General features: G+C 69.4%; 16 protein-coding genes and 1 pseudogene. 7 read left to right on the forward strand and 10 right to left on the reverse strand.

Annotated features, from left to right (window positions below; genetic code table 11):
• Nucleotides 1-31: 31 nt before the first annotated feature.
• From ACH4EW_RS28075 to ACH4EW_RS28090, 4 genes are all read right to left on the reverse strand, one after another.
• Nucleotides 32-1,105, reverse strand: a complete 1,074-nt coding sequence (locus ACH4EW_RS28075; RefSeq protein WP_398261581.1) for an enoyl-CoA hydratase/isomerase family protein — start codon at nt 1,103-1,105, stop codon at nt 32-34.
• A gap of 334 nt (nt 1,106-1,439) precedes the next feature.
• Entirely contained in the window at nt 1,440-1,928 is a 489-nt protein-coding gene (locus ACH4EW_RS28080) for a GNAT family N-acetyltransferase (protein ID WP_398261583.1), read from the reverse strand.
• Nucleotides 1,929-2,239: 311 nt separating this feature from the next.
• Nucleotides 2,240-2,638 carry a roadblock/LC7 domain-containing protein gene (locus ACH4EW_RS28085; protein WP_398261585.1) on the reverse strand — a complete coding sequence of 133 codons (399 nt, stop codon included), beginning with the start codon at nt 2,636-2,638 and terminating at the stop codon, nt 2,240-2,242.
• A gap of 143 nt (nt 2,639-2,781) precedes the next feature.
• Nucleotides 2,782-3,408, reverse strand: a complete 627-nt coding sequence (locus ACH4EW_RS28090) for a GTP-binding protein (RefSeq protein ID WP_398261587.1) — start codon at nt 3,406-3,408, stop codon at nt 2,782-2,784.
• 347 nt (nt 3,409-3,755) lie between these two features.
• Here ACH4EW_RS28090 and ACH4EW_RS28095 point away from each other — a divergent pair, with 347 nt between their 5' ends.
• Together ACH4EW_RS28095 and mgtA are read left to right on the forward strand one after the other, a co-directional pair.
• Nucleotides 3,756-4,121, forward strand: coding sequence for an ArsR/SmtB family transcription factor (locus ACH4EW_RS28095; RefSeq protein WP_398261589.1), 366 nt, complete (start codon nt 3,756-3,758; stop codon nt 4,119-4,121).
• The gene (gene mgtA, locus ACH4EW_RS28100) at nt 4,114-6,822 is read left to right on the forward strand and encodes a magnesium-translocating P-type ATPase (RefSeq protein ID WP_398261591.1); all 2,709 of its coding nucleotides are present in this window, start codon (nt 4,114-4,116) and stop codon (nt 6,820-6,822) included. The genes ACH4EW_RS28095 and mgtA overlap by 8 nt, the downstream gene beginning before the upstream one ends.
• Before the next feature lie 64 nt (nt 6,823-6,886).
• On the opposite strand, the gene ACH4EW_RS28105 is transcribed toward mgtA, so the two are convergent.
• Nucleotides 6,887-8,314 carry an LCP family protein gene (locus tag ACH4EW_RS28105; protein WP_398261593.1) on the reverse strand — a complete coding sequence of 476 codons (1,428 nt, stop codon included), beginning with the start codon at nt 8,312-8,314 and terminating at the stop codon, nt 6,887-6,889.
• A gap of 250 nt (nt 8,315-8,564) precedes the next feature.
• Between ACH4EW_RS28105 and ACH4EW_RS28110 the strand changes: the two are divergent.
• Together ACH4EW_RS28110 and ACH4EW_RS28115 are read left to right on the forward strand one after the other, a co-directional pair.
• Nucleotides 8,565-8,737, forward strand: a pseudogene (locus ACH4EW_RS28110) (twin-arginine translocase TatA/TatE family subunit); the annotation flags it as partial.
• Between the two features lie 168 nt (nt 8,738-8,905).
• Nucleotides 8,906-9,481: a TerD family protein gene (locus tag ACH4EW_RS28115; RefSeq protein ID WP_189280859.1), complete on the forward strand. Its 576-nt coding sequence runs from the start codon at nt 8,906-8,908 to the stop codon at nt 9,479-9,481.
• A gap of 276 nt (nt 9,482-9,757) precedes the next feature.
• On the opposite strand, the gene ACH4EW_RS28120 is transcribed toward ACH4EW_RS28115, so the two are convergent.
• The 4 genes from ACH4EW_RS28120 to ACH4EW_RS28135 are packed head-to-tail and all read right to left on the reverse strand — an operon-like array spanning nt 9,758 to nt 14,139.
• Nucleotides 9,758-10,192: a DUF742 domain-containing protein gene (locus ACH4EW_RS28120; RefSeq protein WP_398261680.1), complete on the reverse strand. Its 435-nt coding sequence runs from the start codon at nt 10,190-10,192 to the stop codon at nt 9,758-9,760.
• 22 nt (nt 10,193-10,214) lie between these two features.
• The gene (locus tag ACH4EW_RS28125; RefSeq protein WP_398261596.1) at nt 10,215-10,652 is read right to left on the reverse strand and encodes a roadblock/LC7 domain-containing protein; all 438 of its coding nucleotides are present in this window, start codon (nt 10,650-10,652) and stop codon (nt 10,215-10,217) included.
• Entirely contained in the window at nt 10,649-13,204 is a 2,556-nt protein-coding gene (locus ACH4EW_RS28130; RefSeq protein ID WP_398261598.1) for a nitrate- and nitrite sensing domain-containing protein, read from the reverse strand. The genes ACH4EW_RS28125 and ACH4EW_RS28130 overlap by 4 nt, the downstream gene beginning before the upstream one ends.
• Nucleotides 13,205-13,260: 56 nt before the next feature.
• The gene (locus ACH4EW_RS28135; protein ID WP_398261600.1) at nt 13,261-14,139 is read right to left on the reverse strand and encodes an MHYT domain-containing protein; all 879 of its coding nucleotides are present in this window, start codon (nt 14,137-14,139) and stop codon (nt 13,261-13,263) included.
• A 106-nt stretch (nt 14,140-14,245) separates the two neighbouring features.
• On the opposite strand from ACH4EW_RS28135, the gene ACH4EW_RS28140 reads away from it, so the two are divergent.
• Nucleotides 14,246-14,437: a hypothetical protein gene (locus tag ACH4EW_RS28140; RefSeq protein ID WP_398261602.1), complete on the forward strand. Its 192-nt coding sequence runs from the start codon at nt 14,246-14,248 to the stop codon at nt 14,435-14,437.
• 24 nt (nt 14,438-14,461) lie between these two features.
• Here the strand turns inward: ACH4EW_RS28140 and ACH4EW_RS28145 are convergent, their stop codons facing one another.
• Entirely contained in the window at nt 14,462-15,364 is a 903-nt protein-coding gene (locus ACH4EW_RS28145; protein ID WP_398261604.1) for an oxygenase MpaB family protein, read from the reverse strand.
• Between the two features lie 354 nt (nt 15,365-15,718).
• On the opposite strand from ACH4EW_RS28145, the gene ACH4EW_RS28150 reads away from it, so the two are divergent.
• Both ACH4EW_RS28150 and ACH4EW_RS28155 read left to right on the forward strand, forming a co-directional pair.
• Nucleotides 15,719-18,613, forward strand: coding sequence for a DEAD/DEAH box helicase (locus ACH4EW_RS28150; protein WP_398261606.1), 2,895 nt, complete (start codon nt 15,719-15,721; stop codon nt 18,611-18,613).
• Nucleotides 18,610-19,977 carry an SWF or SNF family helicase gene (locus ACH4EW_RS28155; RefSeq protein ID WP_398261608.1) on the forward strand — a complete coding sequence of 456 codons (1,368 nt, stop codon included), beginning with the start codon at nt 18,610-18,612 and terminating at the stop codon, nt 19,975-19,977. The genes ACH4EW_RS28150 and ACH4EW_RS28155 overlap by 4 nt, the downstream gene beginning before the upstream one ends.
• The last annotated feature ends 182 nt before the right edge of the window (nt 19,978-20,159 follow it).

Raw genomic sequence — 20,159 nt, forward strand, 5'->3', positions numbered from 1 at the left:
CCCGGTCCGTCCCGGTTCCGTCTTCGTCCGCTCAGTCCGTCGTCCGGGAACCGGGATCCAGGCCGAGCTCCCGGTCGCCCAGCGGGGCGAAGAAGAGCGCCACATCGGCCTCGGAGACCCCGGCCAGGTCAGCCGGGCTCCACCGGGGATTGCGGTCCTTGTCGATGATCTGGGCACGCACGCCTTCCACCAGGTCGGGCCTGGTGAAGGCGGTGCACGAAATGCGGTACTCCTGGTCGAGCGCCGCCTCGAGACCGTCGAGCCTGCGGGCCCTGCGCAGGGCGGAGAGTGTCACCTTGAGCGCGGTGGGCGACTTGGCCAGGATCGTCTCGGCGGCCTGCTTTGCGGCGGGGACACCGCTGTTGTCGAGGCGGTCGAGGATCTCCTCGACGGAATCGGCCCGGTAGCACGCATCGATCCACTCGCGGTGCGCCGCCAGTTCACCGCTCGGCGGGGGTGAGGCATACCGCCGCACCGTCTCCTCGATCTCGGCAGCTGTACCACAGGCGGCGAGGGCCGTGGTGAGCTCAGCAAGGAGTTGCGACGGTACGAAGTGGTCTGCCAGCCCGCACAGCAGCGCATCACTCGCGCCGACCGCATCCGCGGTGAGCGCCAGATGAGTGCCGAGCTCACCGGGCGCGGCACCGAGCAGGTACGTCCCGCCCACATCGGGGACGAAGCCGATGCCGGTCTCGGGCATGGCGATGCGCGAGCGTTCGGTGACGATACGGACGTCTCCGTGGGCCGAGACACCGACGCCGCCGCCCATCACGATGCCGTCCATGATCGCAACATACGGCTTGGGGAATCGGGCGATACGGGCGTTGAGCCGGTACTCGTCACGCCAGAAGTCCATCGATGCGCCGCCGCCCGCGCGGGCGTCCTCGTGGATCGAGCGGATGTCGCCGCCTGCACAGAGGCCGCGCTCCCCCGCACCGGTGATGAGGACCGCGGTGACGGTGTCGTCGAGCGCGGCTTCGGCGAGTGCTGCGTCGATGCGCAGCACCATGGCGTGGTTCAGCGCGTTCAGGGCGCGCGGGCGGTTGAGCGTGATGTGCCGGATGCGTCCCTCGGTGTGCAGCAGGACGGGATCGTCGTGGTTCATGATTGCGCTCCGGTCAGCCCCTGTGCCATATCGCCCGCCGATCGCGGACGATCTTCCGCCTGCCATTCTGCGGGGCGGGTCCCGGGCTCGGGCAGCAGGGGTGCAGAGGCCACCCGGACCGGCCCTCGGCCCGGATTTTGCCGCGTGTCCGCAGCACGACCGCAGCCGCTCCACCGCTGATCGGGTGGCGGACGAGGCCTCCCGTCTCGCCCGATTGCGGTGGGGCGCACCGTACTGCCCCTCATGACTACGCGTGCGCCCGCCCCACGAAGCACGCGAAGTCACAGCTGACCCCACATCAGCGCTGGTTGAGACAATGCGGGCAGGGTGGCTGTCACAGAGGGCGGTACATGATGTGGAGTCCGACGAATCCCAGTTTGGGATGGTTGAACCCCTCGGGCAAGGTTCCCAGAATTTCGAAGCCGAGCGCGCGGTACAGCCGGACGGCGTAGGTGTTCGTCTCCACGACGGCATTGAACTGCATGGCTCGGAACCCCGATGAGCGAGCCCATTCCAGCGTGTACGTGCACAGAGCCCGGCCCACACCCTGCCCGGAACGCCTGGGGTCGACCATGTAGCTGGCGCTGGCGATGTGCGCGCCGTTGCCCATGTGATTGTTGTTCATCTTTGCCGTGCCGAGGATGGTCCCGTCGTCGTCGACTGCGACGACCGTGCGGTTCGGCGACGTGAGGAGCCACCAGGAACGGGCGTCACTCTCACCGAGATCGGGCGGGTAGGTGAAGGTCTCGCCCGCGGCAACGATTTCGTGGAAGAACGGCCAGATGGCAGGCCAGTCCTCAGCAGTGGCTTCCCTGATCAGCATGTGGGCCATGATGCCGGTGCCGTTCTCCCCGCGCGAGTGCTTTGCGCCGGATCACGTACGGAATCAGAATCCAGTACATGGACGAGACCCACATGCACGGCAATGGCGAACCCGCCGTGCTTCAGCTGAAGTTCCTGGGCTGCCGTGCTCAGAGCCATCGTGCTTGCAGTCTCCGTACACACAGTTTCGGTAACAGTCATGATGCTCTGCCCCGTGAGATTCAATCACTCGCTGTGAACACCGTAACCCGGGACAGACATCGCTTGCCCGGCCTGTGGACAACTCCCGCAGCCGGGTCAGGTCCGCTTGTTTTATTCACTTCCCGACTGCCGCGCGGCGACACCGAGATGCTCTCCGACTCTGTTCACGAGCAGCGTCATTTCGTACGCGACCTGGCCGACGTCGGCCTCGGCCGCGCTCAGCACACACAGACAGCTGCCGTCCCCTGCGGCCGTCACAAAGAGCAGTGCCTCATCGAATTCCACCATGGTCTGCCGGGCCTTCCCTGCCCGGAAGTGGCGTCCCGATCCACGGGCGAGGCTGTGCAGCCCGGACGAGACCGCGGCAAGATGCTCCGCGTCCTCACGCGCCAGGCCCGTGCTCGCTCCGGTCACCAGTCCGTCGTTCGACAGCACCAACGCGTGCCGTATGTGCTCGACCCTGCTCGTGAGATCGTCAAGTAGCCAGTCGAGTTCCCTGTCCAGCGCCATTCTCCCGCTCCTCCCCGCTCATACGTTCCCTGTGTCCCACGTTTCGCGTAAGCCTCGCGCACTGGTCACGTACGGGCAAGCACTCCGCGGTCATGTGGCTGGGTCCTGGCCCCTTGGCGCGCAACAGATGTAGGCCGGGAGGGTCAGCTCACCGAGTCGAGAAGCCGGGCGGTGTGCATCCGGCCGGCGTATTCGACCATGCGGATCAGGACTTCCTTGCCGGAGTCCCGGTCGCGCGCGTCACACAGCACGACAGGCGTGCCGAGTTCGAGATCGAGGGCACGGGAAACCTCGCGTTCGCCGTAGGCGCGAGCGCCCGCGAAGCAGTTGACCGCGACGACGAAGGGGATGCCGCGGTGCTCGAAGTAGTCGACGGCCGGGAAGCAGTCCGCCAGGCGCCGGGTGTCTGCGAGGACGACGGCCCCGAGCGCCCCTTGGGAGAGCTCGTCCCACAGGAACCAGAAGCGGTCCTGTCCAGGTGTGCCGAACAGATAGAGCGAGAGACCGGAGCGGATGGTGATGCGTCCAAAATCCATGGCCACGGTCGTCGTGGTCTTCCGATCGACCCCGTCGGTGTCGTCGACGAACTGCCCGGCCTCGCTGAGAAGTTCCTCCGTCCGCAGCGGCCGGATCTCACTGACCGCGCCGACCAGCGTCGTCTTCCCGACCCCGAAGCCTCCCGCGACCAGAATCTTCAGTGCGAGGGCATCGGTCTCCGCGGCCTCCCCGGCCGTCTTCCCGTGGGTGTTGTCAGCGTGCTCGGAAGGCATCGATCACTTCTCTCACCAGTGAGTCCCAAGACGCTGAATACGCAGGTCAGAGTTGTCTTGAAGGGCTCGGATTCCGTGGACCGTCAGCATGAGTACGGCGACAGCATGGCAAACGAGAACCTGCCCCGGGGGACGGGATCGATTTTTTAGCGATGTGACCGTTCCCGCTCACTGACAGCCCGGATGAGTCCACAATCCGATGCGTCTGAACTGGGTGCGCCTGCCGTTCCCGGTCGTGAGCGCACGGAACGCTCACAAGCGCACGGGCCCGCGGACGGCAGCAGTGTGGCGCCTACACTGGGTGCTTCGGGTGCGAGGAATGGCCCACGCGGACAGGGAGAGCAACAGTGTCGACAGCTGCCGACGGCGGTTTCGAGGATCCGCCCGCGGAGGTACTGGTGGAGGCGGCTTCCGCCTTCGGCCTGCTGGCGACGCCTGCGCGGCTGCACATCATGTGGGCCCTGTCCCAGGGCGAGAGCGATGTGACCGGCCTCGCGGACCGGGTGGGCGGCACCCTTCCTTCGGTGAGCCAGCATCTGACCAAGCTGAAACTGGCCGGTCTCGTACGGTCACGCCGCGAAGGCCGTCGGCAGGTGTACCTGGTCGACGACCCCGACGTGGTGACCGTCGTGCGGCTGATGGTCGGCCAGCTCGCCGAACGCGCCGGACACACGCCCGCGCACCCTGTGCGCCTCAGTGAGCTCGGTGCCTGAGAGCAGTGCCGCCGCAGGTCCCGGCAGCACCGATCCCGCCCGGTCGTCCGCCGTCGTGGTACCGATAACGCGCGCGGCGATCGGCCGGAGCGCCGCCTCCGACATCGCGCCGCCCGCTTCGCCGGTTGCCGCAACCTCCTTGCAGGTTCTCCGCTCGCTGGACAGCGGGCCGCGCGGGCTGCTGGAGGGACAGGCAGAGGAACGGCTGGCACGGTTCGGCGAGAACACCCTGCCCGCCTGGCGTCCGGTCTCCTGGCCCCACCGTTTCATCCGCAGCCTGCGCGATCCGTTCACCTCGGTACTTCTGTCTCTGGGTCTGGTCTCGGCAGCGGTGGCCTCATGGGGTACGGCATCCGTGACGCTCGCGCTCGTGGTCGTCAGCTGTCTCTTGCGCTCAGCGCAGGAGCACCGGGCCGACCGTTCGACGGCCGCGCTACGGGAGCTCGTGGCGACCACCGCGACCGTGCTGCGCCGCACCGGCCCGGATGCCACACCACAGGCGCGCGAGATGCCGGTGGGGGAGCTGGTGCCGGGCGATGTCATCAGACTCGGTCCGGGAGATCTTGTGCCTGCCGATGTGCGGCTGCTGCGCGCGAGCGGCCTGACCGTGCATCAGTCGGCCCTCACGGGCGAGTCGATGCCGGTCGCCAAACAGCCCGTCGATGCTCCGGACCGGCACCGCACCGCCGACGCCGGACCCGGTCACGAGGCCGGACTGTTCGCGCGGCCCGAGCTGTGTTTCCAGGGCAGCAGCGTGGCGTCGGGCAGTGGCACGGCGGTGGTGACGGCCACGGGTGCGGATACCCGGTTCGCCGCCGCGTACGACGTTGCGGCACGCCGTCGGGGCACCAGCGCCTTCGACCGTTCGGTGCAGGGGATTTCCTGGACGCTGATCCGGTTCATGCTCCTCACCCCGCCTTTGGTGCTGATGGCCAATGCGGCACTGCGCGGTCGCGGTCTGGAGACGCTGCCGTTCGCCGTCGCAGTGGCAGTGGGGCTGACGCCGGAGATGCTGCCGGTGATCGTCACGACGGCGCTGGCCAGGGGCGCTTCGCTGCTCGCCCGGAACCACGGGCTGATCGTCAAACGGCTGCCCGCTCTGCACGATCTCGGTGCGATCGATGTGCTGTGTCTCGACAAGACCGGAACCCTCACCCAGGACCGGCCGGTCGTCGAACGGTCGCTGAACGGGGCGGGCCGGTCCGATCCCGAGGTGCTGCACTGGGCCGCGGTGAACGCACTGTGGTCGCTGCAACTCGCTGACCTGCCCGCCCCCGACGCACTCGACGAGGCGGTTCTGGACGCAACCGAGGAGCGGGAGGAGGCGCTGTCCGCGTACGACGGGGTGGCCGCGTTGCCGTTCGATCCGGTGCGGCGCCTCGCCACCGCGGTCGTCCGCAGCCCCGGGAGGCTCGGCAACCACACCATCGTCACGAAAGGGGCAGTGGAAGCGGTGCTCGACCGCTGTGCCCTGGACGATGCCGAACGGAACCGGCTGAGGGCCCTGGCCGCCCGTGAGGCCTCGAGCGGTCTGCGGCTGCTCGCGGTGGCCCGGAACGAGCGGCCCGCCCGGCTCGGTACGTACACGACGGCCGACGAACGGGGGCTGACCTTCATCGGGTTCGTCGCTCTGCGGGACGCGCTCACGCCGAGCGCCGCACAAGCGCTGGACGTGCTGGAGCACAGGGGCATCGCCGTGAAGGTCCTCACCGGCGACGATCCGGGAACCGTCACCCGTGCCTGCCGGGATCTGGGCCTCGATCCGGGCGAGGTCGTCTCCGCGGAAGGGATCGACGCGCTGTCGGACCGGGAGCTCACGGAGGCCGCCGACCGGGCCACTGTCTTCGCCCGCTGCACGCCCGAGCACAAGGCCCGGATCGTCTCCGCGCTGCGTACCTTCGGACACACGACCGGATTCCTCGGTGACGGCGTCAACGATCTGCCCGCAATGCACGCGTCCGATGTCGGCATCTGCCCACGGAACGCGGTCGACGTGGCGCGGGAAACCGCCGATGTGGTGCTTGCCGAGAAGGACCTCGCGGCCATCGACCATGCGATCACGGCCGGCCGGCACTGCAGCGGGAACATCGCCGCGTATCTGCGCATCACGCTCTCGTCGAACCTCGGCAACGTCATCGCGATGCTGGCCGCGGGGCTGATGCTGCCGTTCCTGCCGATGCTTCCGGCACAGGTCCTGGTACAGAACCTGTGCTTCGACGTGGCACAGCTCGCCTTCGCGTTCGACCAGCCCGCACCCGCGGTGCTGCGGCGGCCCACGGTGCTGCGTCCGCGCGATTTCCTCCGCTTCATCACGGGCTTCGGTCTGCTGAACGCCACCGCGGACCTGGCGACGTTCGCCGTGCTGGTCTGCGCATTGCACGGTTCGGCGACATCGGGCGGGCAGGAGTCCTTCCACTCCGGCTGGTTCACCGAGAACCTGCTCACCCAGGCTCTGGTGATACTGCTGCTCCGTACGGGCCGCCGCACTGCCGAGGGCCACAGCGGCGGCCCGTTGCCGGCGGCGGCGTCCGGTCTTGCGGTGATCGGCCTGCTGCTGCCGCTCACCCCGGTCGGTCCGCTGCTGGGCATGAGTCCGCTGCCACCGCTCTATTACCTGTTGCTTGCAACGGTACTGGCCCTCTACGCATACGGACTGTGGGCGGTCCGTGCGCGCTACGAACGGAAGTGGAGTTTCTCGTGACCCCGTCGCACATCGACCACCCGGACTCCGGCACAGCGCCGCCTTCCCATCACTGCGGGGAAAGTCAGCCGTACGAGAGGTCCGCGCATGGGTCGTCGTCGGCCGACCGCGCTCCGTCGGCGACGGTGGACGGCACAGCGGAGGGGGCCGGAGTCTCGGGTGCGAACGAAGGGTTCTGTGCGTAGGAACTGCCGAGGATCACCTGGATTCCGGCGGTGTCGGAAGCGGTCGTCCGGGCTCCGGCGAACAGCCGTGCCGTGGTCTCTGCCTCGTTCCGCTGGCCCGGTCCGTACTCGATGACGGTCGAGGCGTAGTCCTGGCTGCTCGCGGTGGCCGTGGTGGTGACGGTGAAGCCTCGGGCGCGCAGGAGTTCGGTGGCCCGGGCCGCGAGCCCCCTGACCGTGGTGCCGTTGTAGACGCCGATGCTGATGCCCGTGCCGGAGACCGAGGCAGCGGCCGCGGGTGATGCCCCGTCGCTCGCCGCCCCCTTGCCCTTGGCCGGTCCCCTGCCACTGGCGTCCTGGCCGTCGACCGTACGGTCGGCCTTCAGCGCTGCCCAGAGCGCGTCGGCGTCCGGTTCGACTATCGCGACGCGCGAGCCCTCGTAACGCCAGGGGACAGTGACGAACTTGGTGTTGTGCAGGTCGATGTTCTTCATCGACATGGCGAACGACAGCAGCCGGTCGGCCGACCCGAGCCCGGGGTCGACGGTCATCGCGTCGGTAGCCGCGTCGGCGAGGGGCAGCAGTGTGGTGGGGTTCAGCCCCTGGGACTTGACCTTCTTGATGAGGGAGGCCACGAACGCCTGCTGACGCTTGATCCGCCCTATGTCCGAGCCGTCACCGATGCCGTGCCGGAGTCGGACGTAGTCGAGTGCCCGCTGCCCGGAGACGGTCTGCGGGCCCCTCGTGAAGATCCGGGCACCCTGCGTGGGCCGCTTCGGGCTGAGGTCGCGCTGGTAGACGTCCTGGGGCAGACACACCGGAACGCCCCCGACGGCCGAGGTCAGTGCCGAGAATCCGGCGAAGTCGATGACGACGGTGTGGTCGACACGCAAGCCGGTGAGCTGCTCGACGGTGTTCTGGGTGCAGGCGGGGTTTCCCTCTGCCGTCTCCCCGACCGAGAACGCGCCGTTGAACATCACGTCGTGCTGCGGCGCGGTCCACTCACCGCCCGGCATCTTGCAGGCCGGGATATCGACCAGGGCGTCACGGGGAACGGACACCGCGACCGCGTGTTTGTGGTCGGCGTACACATGGAGAAGGAATGCGGTGTCGGAGCGTCCCACCGCACCCGTGCCGCCGCCCAGCTTGCTGTTGTCGCCCGAGCGCGTGTCCGATCCGATGACCAGGACGTTCTGACCGTTCGACGAGCCGGGCGGCCGGTCGCCCGAGATCCCGTCCGCGCTGAAGGTGTCGATGCCGCCGTTCAGTTTGAGGTAGACCCACCCGACGCCCGCGACGAGCAGCACGAGGAACGACAGCCCGAACATGGCTGTTCGTCTCAGTCGGCTGCCCCTTCGCCCGCCCGCTGCTGACTTGTGACTTCCTGTCATCGGCCACCCCGTCCGGCTTCCACGGTGAAAGACGTGCTCCACCGCCCTATGGTTGTACAGTTGCGCAACGTAGCAAGTATCGCTGTTCGAGTGAATCACCGGACCTGCCACAGCCAGCCTGAAGCACTGTCCGCGGACGCCGAGCGGAAACGCCGACCAAGACACCGAAAGGAAGGGCGGCACTCATATGGTGCGCAACGGCCTCGAACCCTGGCACCTGTTGATCGTGACGATTGCGGCGATCGCACTGTTCGGCTCGGAAAAGCTGCCTGCCACGGCCCGCGCCCTGGTAAATCCGTGCGGATCCTGAAGAGCGAGGCGAAGGCCATGAAGGAGACCGATGCGAGCCCCAGCACCGACACACGCGCATGAGACACGTGGTCACCAGCGCACGACCCTCCCCGTCCATCACTTCAGGGTTTGCGCAATCAAGGGAACCAAGGGCGAGGCATCGTCGTTGACCCGGGCGACGGCCGAAGAAGCGTTGATCACCGCATCACCGAACCACTGAACCAATGGAGGAAGTTCATGGGTGTGACCCTGGCCAAGGGCGGCAACGTCTCCTTGTCGAAGGAGGCGCCCGGTCTGACCGCAGTGACGGTCGGCCTGGGCTGGGACGTCAGGACGACGACGGGCGCGGATCACGACCTGGACGCGAGCGCGTTGCTGTGTTCGGATGCCGGCAAGGTCCTCTCCGACCTGCACTTCGTCTTCTACAACAACCTGACGAGCCCGGACGGTTCGGTCCAGCACACCGGCGACAATCTGACCGGCGAGGGTGAGGGCGACGACGAGTCCATCAACGTGGACCTGGCGGCCGTCCCGGCGGATGTCGCCAAGATAGTCTTTCCGGTCTCCATTCATGACGCGCAGAGCCGCGGTCAGAGCTTCGGCCAGGTCCGCAACGCATTCATCCGCGTGGTGAACCGGGCGAACGGCGTCGAACTGGCCCGTTACGACCTCAGCGAGGATGCCTCGACCGAGACCGCCATGGTCTTCGGCGAGCTGTACCGGCACGGCGCGGAGTGGAAGTTCCGTGCGGTCGGCCAGGGTTATGCCTCGGGCCTGGCCGGCATCGCGTCCGACTACGGGGTCAATGTCTGACCCGGAGGAACCGTACGGGCGATTACGACCTCGCCCGCGATTGGCAGTGGGAGAAGGAGCGGCGTCTGGGGCCTTCGGATCCAAGGCGGAGGAGGGAGTCGACGCGGCGCGTCGGCGACTGACGACAACGCCGGAGGCGGAGGTCCCAGACGCCGCGACGCCGCTGCCAATCGTGGGCGAGGTCGTTAGTGCGGGCCTCTCTCCCGTCCCTCCGCTCAGGCCAGGAGAGAGGCCCGCGTGCTCCGCGTACTGCCCGGCCACGTCGCCGACGTGCCCCTACAGAGCCCGTAGACCGTTGATCACCTCGCGCAGGAGGCGTTCGTCCGGCAGCTGTGCGGGCGGCACGGGGCGGCTGACGCGTACACAGCCGGCTTCGAGCAGATCGCCGAGCAGTACGCGTACGACTCCAACCGGAAGGTCGGCATCGGCGGAGAGCTCCGCGACGGACTGGGGCTCGGACCGGCAGAGGGTGAGCAGGGCTCGGTGCTCGGGACCGAGCAGGGATTCCCCGGAGCCGTCCGGTGCGTTGTCGTCGAAGGTGACAAGAGCGATCAGATCGAACTGGACGCCGGTGGGGCCCGGTTCGGTCCGGCCGCCCGTCACGGCGTACGGACGGACCAGCGGGCCGGCTTCGGCGTCGTACCAATGGCTGCCCGGACGTACGTGCGGGCCCGAGGTCCGCGGGATGCCTCCCGACCCCTCGTTGGTCATGGACACAGCCGTCTCCGCCCTCTCAGCCGACAGCCGACGGGGGTGCGGCAAACCGCGACGGGGTACGAAGATGCTCACCCACACGTTTGACGAGCCGAGCCATCTCGTAGGCCACCAGTCCGATGTCGGCGAAGGCCGTGCTGAGTACGGCGAGGCACGATCCGTCGCCCGCTGCCGCGACGAACAGAAAGCCCTCGTCCATCTCCACCATGGTCTGGCGTACGTTCCCGGCCCGGAAATGGCGCCCCGCACCCTTGGCCAGGCTGTGGAATCCGGAGGCCACGGCGGCCAGATGCTCGGAGTCCTCACGGCTCAGGGCGCTGGAGGCACCCACCGCGAGTCCGTCGCCGGAGAGCACGACGGCGTGGCGGACCTCGCCGACCCGCGCCACCAGATCGTCCAGCAGCCAGTCGAGTTCACCCGAGGCCTGGCGTGCCCCGGCCCTCTCATTCGCGATCATGCATGGTCTCCTTCGCTGCGTGGACGGGGGTCTGAGGTGCCCGATCGGGGCGATGGTGCGCCGGGGGCGGCACCGCCGCCGCGCACCCAACCGTTGCGGTAGGCGGTCATGCGTTCCCGGGCCTGCTCGGGGGTGCGCTCGGGCGGGCGGTCCGTGTCATTCGGGTCGCCGCGTGGCGGTTCGTCGGGGCGGGTCTCCACGCGCAGTTGTGGAACGAGGCTGGCCTGCCGTACCCGGCGCGGCAGGGTGCCGCCGTCGGGCTGCTCTTCCGAGCGGGCCTGGACCTTGCGGTCATCCATTCCGCCCGGACGCCCGCGCAGCGAGGTGACGGCGGCAGCGGGATCCGGACGGGACTCGAACACGGCTACCGGTACCGGCGCCGGGCAAGGGGTGGTCCGCGGCCGCACCGCACGGGGTCCGGGTCCGAAGGGCGGGCGGTCCCGGTCGTCCCGGCGCTCGACCGAGGTGTTTTCCGGCGCAGTCGGCGTCCCGGCCGCCGGCAGTGCACTGTGCAGCAGCGCCATTGGCAGCAGAACCACTGCGGTTGTCCCGCCGTACGCGGAGGTGCGCAGCTGAACCTTGATGTGGTGGCGCACGGAGAGCCGGCTGACGACGAAGAGGCCGAGCCGGTCGCTGTCGAAGAGGTCCAGGGGCTCCGCCTGCTCGATGCGCCGGTTCGCCTCGCCGAGGAGTTCGTTGCCCATGCCCAGGCCGCGGTCCTCGATCTCCAGGGCGTAGCCGTTGCCCACGGGCTCGCCGCTGATGCGGACCTTGGTGTGTGGCGGTGAGAACTGTGCGGCGTTCTCGATGAGTTCGGCCAGCAGGTGGGTGAGGTCGGCGACGGCCGTGCCCTTCACCGCGGCGTCGGGCAGCTGCCGTACCGATACGCGGGCGTAGTCCTCGATCTCGGAGACGGCGGCACGTACGACGTTGGTCAGCGGTACGGGCATCCGCCAGGCCCGTCCGGGCGCCGCGCCGGACAGGATGATCAGGCTCTCGGCGTGCCGTCGCATCCGGGTGGTGAGATGGTCCAGCCGGAAGAGATCGCTCAGCTCGTCGGGGTCGTCGGCGCGGCGCTCCATGCTGTCGAGGAGGTTGAGCTGACGGTGCACCAGCACCTGGCTGCGACGGGCGAGGTTGACGAAGACTCCGGAAATGCCGTCGGCGAGTTCGGCCCGTTCGACGGCGGCGCTGAGGGCTGCCCGGTGCACTGTGCCGAGTGCCTCGCCGACCTGGCCGATCTCGTCGTGGGTGGCCGGGCCCTGCGGGGCCTCGGCCCCGATGTCGAGTTCCTCGCCCACCCGTAGCCGTTGCATGGCCCGCGGCAGTTTACGGCGGGCGATCTCCAGGGCGCTGTTGCGGAGATCGACGAGTTCGACGACGAGGCCGCGGCCGATGCGTACGGAGATCACCAGTGAGGCGGCGACGGCGACAAAGCCGAAGAGGACAGCGGCTCCGGACGGGCTGAAGAGGCCTCGGGCGAGCGGGCCGGCCCGGTCGGCGGCGCGTTTGCCGGGCATGGTGTCGATGGTGCGCAGCTCGCTCCGTACGCGGTCCACTGCTCGTTGCCAGTCGGCGGCGGGCACTGCCTTCACGGCCTCGCGTCCGGCAGGCGCGGCGAGCACCTTGTCCTCGGCGGTCTGGAGCTTCCGGTAGGCGTCCCCGGCGGTGAAACGCTGCCAGGTGACCCGCTCGGCGGCAGGCAGATCTGCGCCCGCCGTCTCCGTGAGGTCCCTTCGGGAATCCACTGCTCCGGTGAACAGTCGCAGTTGGCCGGCCTTGAACGTTCCGGTGCGAGCGGCCGTGGCAAGCAGGGCATCCTCGCGGGCCAGCATCTCGTCGGCGCGGGAGAGTTCGAGCAGGACTCGGGCGTCGGAGCCGGGTGCGTCGTCCTGAATTCCGGTGAGGGCACCACAGACGCCGAGGGCCGCGGAGACGGCCGCGGTGTACTGGTCGTACACGGCGTTTTCGTCGCCTGTGTCGTTCCTGTCGGCGCGCAGTCGGTGGGTGAGGGCGAGGAACCGGTCGAGCCGGTCGGCGACGGTGCGCGGAAAGTTGCCGGTTTCGGCGATGGTGTGACCGCTGTCGAGGAGCAGGGCGGCGAGCGCGGTGTCGGTGCGCTCGGTCCGGCGCTCCAGTGCGGCGGCCTGGGCGCTGCTGGGGGCCTCGGACTGGAGCATGGCCGCCCGGCGCTCGCTCTGGAGTGCAGCGACGGCGGTGGATATCGGGGCCCGGACCTCGTCGTCGACCCGCTGCAACTGGCGTAGCCGTGCCACGTCCTGGGCGGTGGTGACCGTGGCGAGACCCCACAGGGCGAGCAGTGAGACGACCGGCACCATCAGCAGCGAGATGATCTTCGCGCGTACGGTCCTGGGACGAAGCGTCCACCGTTCGCGCGGCGCGGATGTGTGGTGCGTCGGCAGCGTCACGTCGTGCTCGGCGCTCTCGTCGGCCGGCGGGCCTGCGTGCGCGCGGCGTCCGCGTGCCGCTGGGGCGGGGGGCCGGGCGGCGGCCGCCGCACCGGTTTCCGGGGTCGTGCGGGGTGGGCGCATGGCCTCCTCGTTCCGGGTGTGGAGCTGGGTGTGTCGCAGTGCCGGGCGCAGCGGCGTCAGGGTGTGGTGACGGGCGATACGTCGTGGTCACCCATGTCGCCACGCCGTGCCCGGAAGACGGGTCCGCGCTCGGTGAATTCCGGTGGTGCGGCTGCGGATGAGCCCGTTTCGGTGGGTCCTGCGGTGCGTTCGGCGAAGACGTAGGCGGCGCGTTCGCCGGCCGTCGGGGAGAGCGCCACGAACGCCGAGGTCAGGAAGAGGTACGAGCCGAGGCCGACAGCCAGGGGAAAGATGAACTGCATGGTCGTGGCCCCTGAAAGTTCCCTTCCGGAGGGTGCAACCTGCACGGAGACCGCCATCATTCCGGTGTAGTGCATACTGCTGACCGCCGCGCCCATGACGAGGGAGGCCAGCGCGACTGCTCGGGGCGACTTGATGTTGAGCGCCGCCCACAGCGCCACCGTAGCGGCTGCAACAGCAATGACGACGGAGAGTACGACCCGCAGCGGGTCGTAGTGGATCGTGCCGTGCAGGCGGAGTGCCGCCATGCCGAGGTAGTGCATGCTGGCGACGCCGAGTCCGGTGGCAAGCCCACCGAGCAACAGCGCCCTGGTCCGGTCGCGGCTGTAACCGACGGCGAAGACGCCTCCGCCGACCACCACCATGGCACCGAGCAGGCTGAGCAGGGTCAGCGGCACGTTGAAGCGGATGTCGGTTCCGGTCACGCCGAAGCCGAGCATGGCAATGAAGTGCATCGTCCAGATGCCCGAGCCGATGGCGGATGCGGCCGTGATCAGCCAGTTGCGGCGCGAACGGCCGGTCGTGTCGAGTGCCCGCACGGTGCAGCGCAGTCCGAGTGCCGCGCCGATGCATGCCATCGCGTACGACAGCGCAGGTGTCAGCCAGCCGAAGGTGGCGTGGTCCAGGTGTCCCATGGATCGAGGACGCTAGTCGCGCTGGGGGCGCGCGCCCCGGGCTCATTTCGAAAGCTGCTGAAATATGACAGAGAAATGTTCCCGACCGATCAGGCAGTGCTCGAACGTGCACCCCATTCCCGATGTTTCACTCTGCGGGCGGGCCGCCCCGGCCGTGTGCCACGGCCGCCGGATCACGGTCGACGGCCTGCGCGCCGAGCACAGCCTCCGCCCGCCGCTGAAGTGTTCGGGCCGGCGGCCCGCCGCGTACACAGTTGAGGACGGCCGCTTTCTCGCCCTTGCCGTACGGGCGCCCTGACCCGCGAGCCCTCTCCCTTCCCGCTCAGTCGGCCGGAGCGTCGGGGCGCCGCTTGTGCGGAACCGGACAGCCGCGCATGCCCGGGGTGGGGAACGTGCCGAGGCCGGAAACCTCATAGCCGTCCGGGTAGCCCTTGATCTCCGGGTTCTGCCGGGCGTAGTGCGGTGTGGTACGCGGCGGCAGCAGTCGCACGGCCCGTGCTCTCAGGCGCAGAGCGCCGCGGGTGAGGTTACGGGAAGCGGCGCCCGGGCGTTCGTATCGGAATGCACGCAGCAGCGAATCATCGAGGAGGGCTAGGGCGGCCTTCCGAGCAACGGCGGCGAAGGGGCTCGGATACCAGGAGCCCATCAGGTCCAGCGTGGCGTCGGAGACGCGGCGTCCCCCTTCGTCCCAGCCGAAGTGTTCGGCCTCGTAGGTGTCCAGGGTGCGCTCGAAATCCTCGTAGGTCTCCGGCAGGTCCTTGATGCCCATATGGGCGCCCAGGGTCCGGTAATAGGCGGCGCACGACCGGAGTTCATGGTCTGACAGCCGACGCCAGCCGTAGCTGTCCAGCCACCGCTTCGGGGTGACGACGAAGGTGCACAGCACATAGCGCATGTCGTCGTTGCCGATGTCGTAGCTTCGGTGCATCTGATTGATCCGGCGGATGGCCGTGCGCCCCGGGGCACTGTCGAAGCCGTGCTCCACGACGGTGTCGAGGAGGAGTGCGGTGTCGTCGTAGCGTTTCTGCGAACGGTCCGTCAGTTCCGCTGTCTCTGCGAGGAGTCGCCCGATGCTGGGGACGGCATAGGTGCGATACAGGGCCAGTTCGAGGGCGCGAGTGATGTCCCAGGGAAACTCGTAGGTTGCCGTGATCCGGTAGATCCGGAAGAAGTCCCGCTCCGGATCGAGACGCTGAATCTCCTTCAGCCGGTCGAACCGCTTCACCGTGCCGCCCCCTTACCTCGGTCGAAGGCCCAACTCTACGTTGACGGCAGCCTGCGGAAAGCTGTCCCGGCCGGAAGGCGCGCGGCCTTCTCAGGGAAGACCGGGTGAGGACCTGGCGCTGGAGGTGGCCCCAGCGGTCGCCGTCGGAATCGGGCATCGGGGGTCAGCCCCCTCCCCCAGGGGCCGGCTACACCCCAGGGCGCGGCGCACAGTCCTGCCCAGCAGTCGCGTGGGCCGGCCGGGCCACCTGAAAGTGGGCTGGATCACGGCGATTCCGCTCACGGGGGTACGCATCGGTGGGGTACCCTCGGCGACCCGACCCCACTAGTCAAATTTGAGGAATTCGGCATCGCTGTGCACAGGCTCCCTGCGGCAACGCTCTCCGAGATCTCCGCACTCTCCGGCTGTTCCGTGGTCTTCCTGCCCGCGGACCCTTCCCGTACCGGCCGTATCGCCTTCTGGTATCCGGACGGCAGCAGTCCGCCCGATGCTCCCGGTTCCGTCGAGGAGTTGGCCGTGGTCGGCGCCGACGCGCGGGTGTATGCCGTACCGGCGCTGCTGCTTCCGGTCCGCGACGCGCTGCCCGTACTGACGCGGGCACGGGCCTCGGCGCATGCCTCCGGCGCCGCCGCGTTCTGGGGCGCCGCCGCGCTCCTTGCTCTGCAACTCGCCGCCCGGGGCTTGCTGTTGCCGGGGCTGAGTGCGACGGATCACGATGCCTGGCGGGCCGGGCCGCTGACCGCCGACGACCAGTTGCGGATCCGGACGCTCGCGGCCTCGATGCCGCCCCTGGCCCATGCGGTGCCGCTCGACAAAACCGCGCAGCCCCTGCTGCTGCCCGAACCCGAGCAGCTGCTGCGCGCGTTCCTCGACGCGGTGGCGGACGGTCTGCCGCGCACCCCCGCCGCGGCCTTCGCCACCGGCGGCCCGGCGTTCGCCGTCGACGCACCACAGCATCTGCCCGGTCAACGGGCCTGGGCCACCGATGTCGCGGCCGGGCACGATGCGGGTGTCCGGCTCTCGCTGCGCATGGAGGTGTCGGGGCTGACAGCCCAGGACGAGGACGGTGAGCCGGCCGCCGGGCCGTCCTTCCGTGCTGTCCTGCAGATCCACAGCGTCAGTGATCCGGCACTGGTCGCCGATGCCGCCGAGGTCTGGGCGGGCACCGCGCCGACCGCTGCCGCCTTCGGGCCCCGGGCTCGGATGGATACCCTTCTGGCGTTGCGCCGGGCCGCCCGTGCCTGGCCACCGCTGACTCCGTTGTTGTCGGCCGCAGTGCCCGACTCCATCGAACCGGCCGACGAGGAACTCGGCGAACTCCTCGGCACCGCCGGACGGGCACTCGCCGCGACCGGGGTCCAGGTCCACTGGCCCAAGGAACTGGCCCGCAAGCTCACCGCACGCGCGGTGATCGGTCTGCCCGACGACGGGGAGAGCCAGGAGCACCAGGGGTTCGACCGCACCGGCTCGGAAACACCGCCGCTCCTGTCGGCCGATGCGCTGCTGACGTTCAACTGGTGGTTCGCCCTGGGCGACCAGAAGCTCAGCCGCGCCGAGCTGGACCGCCTGGCCGAGGCCAACCGGCCGGTGGTGCGGCTGCGCGACCAGTGGGTGCTGATCGACCCCGAGGAGGCACGGCGCGCCCGCGAGACCCAGGACCGCAAGGTCACTGCGATCGATGCGCTCGGAGCGGTACTCACCGGTTCCACCGAGGTCGACGGCCGCCGGGTCGACGTCCGGGCCGGCGGCTGGCTGGAGCAGCTGCGCCGCCGGGTGGCCGACCCGGAGTCCGGCGGGCAACAGGGTGAGCAGCAGACGGCAGGGCAGCCCCCGGCGCTCGCCGCAACGCTGCGCGACTATCAGCTGCGTGGCCTGAACTGGCTGCACACCATGACCTCGCTCGGCCTCGGTGGCTGTCTCGCCGACGACATGGGGCTCGGCAAGACCATCACACTGATCGCGCTGCATCTGCACCGCCGGACCATCGAATCGGCCGCCGGGCCGACGCTCGTGGTCTGCCCGGCCTCGCTCATGGGGAACTGGCAGCGGGAGATCGAGAAGTTCGCGCCCGGTACGCCGGTACGCCGCTTCCACGGTGGAACGCGCAGCCTGGCCGGCCTGGTGGACGGCGAGTTCGTCCTCACCACATACGGCACGATGCGGCTCGATGCGGCGAAGCTCGCGGACATCCGGTGGGGCATGGTGGTCGCCGACGAGGCGCAGCACGTCAAGAACCCGTACTCGGCAACGGCCAAGCAGCTGCGGACGATCGGCGCACAGGCACGGGTCGCGCTCACCGGCACTCCTGTGGAGAACAACCTGTCCGAGCTGTGGGCGATCCTCGACTGGACGACCCCCGGTCTGCTGGGCCGGCTCGGCACCTTCCGTACCCGCTATGCACGGACCGCCGAGGGCGGCGACCCGGCGGCGGCCGAGCGGCTCGCCGCGCTGGTGCGGCCGTTTCTGCTACGACGACGCAAATCGGATCCGGGCATCGCCCCCGAGCTGCCGCCGAAGACCGAGACCGACCGCACGGTGTCGCTGACGCCGGAACAGGCCGGGCTGTACGAAGCGGTGGTACGGGAGACGCTGGCCGCTGTCTCCGGCGCCGACGGCTTCGCCCGGCGCGGCCTGGTCATGAAGCTGCTGACGGCCCTGAAGCAGATCTGCAACCACCCGGCGCAGTACCTCAAGGAGAAGGATCCGCGGATCGAGGGCCGTTCGGGAAAGGTGGAACTGCTGGACGAACTGCTCGACACGATCCTGGCGGAGGGCGCGGGTGTGCTCGTGTTCACCCAGTACGTGCAGATGGCCCGGCTGCTCGAACAGCATCTGGCGGCGCGCGGGGTGCGCACGCAACTCCTGCACGGCGGTACGCCGGTCGCGGAGCGCGAGGCGATGGTGAACCGGTTCCAGGCGGGCGAGGCCCCGGTCTTCCTGTTGTCGCTGAAGGCGGCGGGCACCGGACTCAACCTCACCCGGGCAGGCCATGTCGTGCACTTCGACCGGTGGTGGAACCCGGCGGTGGAGGCGCAGGCCACCGACCGCGCGTACCGGATCGGGCAGACCCAGCCGGTGCAGGTGCACCGACTGATCGCCGAAGGCACCGTCGAGGACCGGATTGCCGACATGCTGGCCCGCAAGCAGGGACTGGCGGACGCGGTGCTCGGCTCCGGCGAGGCGGCACTGACCGAACTGACGGATGCGGAACTGGCCGATCTGGTGGAGCTGCGAGGGGGCACGCGATGAGCGACGAATACGACAGCGGAAGTGACGACCGTGAAGGAAACGAAGGCGGCGGAAGCGACGCCCCGGCGCCGGTGCAGGAACGTACCTTCGCCGCGCTGCCGCCCGCGCACGGCCGCAGCTTCGCGGAGTCCTGGTGGGGGCGGACGTGGCTGAAGGCCCTGGAGGACACCGCGCTGGACGGCCAACAGCTCAAGAAGGGGCGCGGATTCGCCCGCGAGGGCCGGGTCGGTGCGGTTTCCGTACGGCCCGGCCGGATCACCGCGGTCGTCCGGGACCGGGACTCGTCCACGTACCGCAGTGATGTACTCCTCCAGGAGCTGAGCGAGGCGGAGTGGGAACGGTTCCTGGACATGGCCGTCGACAGAGCCGGACACATCGCGGCGCTTCTCGACCGCGAGATGCCCCCGCACCTGGTGGAGGACGCTGCGGCGGCAGGTGTGGAACTGCTGCCCGGGATCGGCGATCTGGACCCGGAGTGCACCTGCGAGGCGTGGGACCACTGCCCGCACACCGCCGCCCTGTGCTACCAGGTGGCGCGGCTGCTGGACCAGGATCCGTTCGTCCTGCTGCTCATGCGGGGGCGCGGCGAGCGGCGCCTCCTGGATGAACTCCAGGTACGCATCGCGGCCCGCGCGCAGGGGCACGGGCCGTTCGGCCCTGCCGCCCTCTCCGACGGGCCCGGGGCCGCGGGCACCCGGACGAAGGACCGCGGCGTACGGGCGGACGAGGCGTTCGCCGCGCGGGACATCCTGCCCCCGCTGCCCGCTCCCCCGCCGCTGCCCGCGGAGCCCGGTTCTGCGCCTTCGCTGGACACGGAGACCCAACCGGAAGGCGGCGTCGATCCGGCGGTACTGGAGATGCTGGCGACGGACACTGCGGCACGCGCCCACCGGATGCTGGCGGACGCTCTCCGCCCCGGCCATGAACAGCAGCCGGTGCCGGCCGGTTTGACGCCGCAGCAGGATGCCGTGCGGCTGGTCGCGGACGCCAGGCCCGAGCCCTGGATCGCGACACGGCTGGCAGCCGGATCGGGGCGGCCGCGAGCCGGACTCGATGCGGCGGTGCGTGCCTGGCAGTACGGCGGGGCGGCTGCGCTCACCGTGCTGGATGAGGAGTGGACGCCGGATCCGGAGTCCCTGGCCAGGGCCCGTGCCCGGCTCGCCGAGGCGTGGGAGAAGGGCGAGCAGCCCCGGCTGCGGTCGGCGGGCAATCACTGGACCGCTGTGGAAGACGGTGTGCAGCTGCGGTACGGGCAGGACGGACGCTGGTGGCCGTACCGCAAGGAGAGCGGGCGCTGGGTTCCGGCAGGTCCGGCGGACGACGATCCGGCGGCGGCGCTGGGAGGTTCAGAGCCTGCCGGGTGACCGACCGGCTCTCAGGCGTGCCGGACGACTGAGGTAGTCGTCGGGCCGTTCAACGGCGAACGGCGAGGTCGTAAGTCCCCTCGCCCGTCGTCGTGTTATGCCCTTGCGTTCAACTCGATGTCACCGTGCATTGAACAAGAGGACGGACCCTGGCGGCCGTACGAGCTGATTGTGTCTCAGGA

Origin of the sequence: Streptomyces sp. NPDC018000 (genome assembly GCF_044328025.1) — a bacterium.
In the GTDB taxonomy this organism is placed as follows: domain Bacteria; phylum Actinomycetota; class Actinomycetes; order Streptomycetales; family Streptomycetaceae; genus Streptomyces.

Excerpts from the sequence above, each read along its gene's own strand:
- ACH4EW_RS28075 (WP_398261581.1), bottom strand. The coding sequence starts at position 1,105 with ATGAACCACGACGATCCCGTCCTGCTGCACACCGAGGGACGCATCCGG.
- ACH4EW_RS28080 (WP_398261583.1), bottom strand. The coding sequence starts at position 1,928 with ATGCTGATCAGGGAAGCCACTGCTGAGGACTGGCCTGCCATCTGGCCG.
- ACH4EW_RS28085 (WP_398261585.1), bottom strand. The coding sequence starts at position 2,638 with ATGGCGCTGGACAGGGAACTCGACTGGCTACTTGACGATCTCACGAGC.
- ACH4EW_RS28090 (WP_398261587.1), bottom strand. The coding sequence starts at position 3,408 with ATGCCTTCCGAGCACGCTGACAACACCCACGGGAAGACGGCCGGGGAG.
- ACH4EW_RS28105 (WP_398261593.1), bottom strand. The coding sequence starts at position 8,314 with ATGTTCGGGCTGTCGTTCCTCGTGCTGCTCGTCGCGGGCGTCGGGTGG.
- ACH4EW_RS28115 (WP_189280859.1), top strand. The coding sequence starts at position 8,906 with ATGGGTGTGACCCTGGCCAAGGGCGGCAACGTCTCCTTGTCGAAGGAG.
- ACH4EW_RS28120 (WP_398261680.1), bottom strand. The coding sequence starts at position 10,192 with ATGACCAACGAGGGGTCGGGAGGCATCCCGCGGACCTCGGGCCCGCAC.
- ACH4EW_RS28125 (WP_398261596.1), bottom strand. The coding sequence starts at position 10,652 with ATGATCGCGAATGAGAGGGCCGGGGCACGCCAGGCCTCGGGTGAACTC.
- ACH4EW_RS28130 (WP_398261598.1), bottom strand. The coding sequence starts at position 13,204 with ATGCGCCCACCCCGCACGACCCCGGAAACCGGTGCGGCGGCCGCCGCC.
- ACH4EW_RS28135 (WP_398261600.1), bottom strand. The coding sequence starts at position 14,139 with ATGGGACACCTGGACCACGCCACCTTCGGCTGGCTGACACCTGCGCTG.
- ACH4EW_RS28155 (WP_398261608.1), top strand. The coding sequence starts at position 18,610 with ATGAGCGACGAATACGACAGCGGAAGTGACGACCGTGAAGGAAACGAA.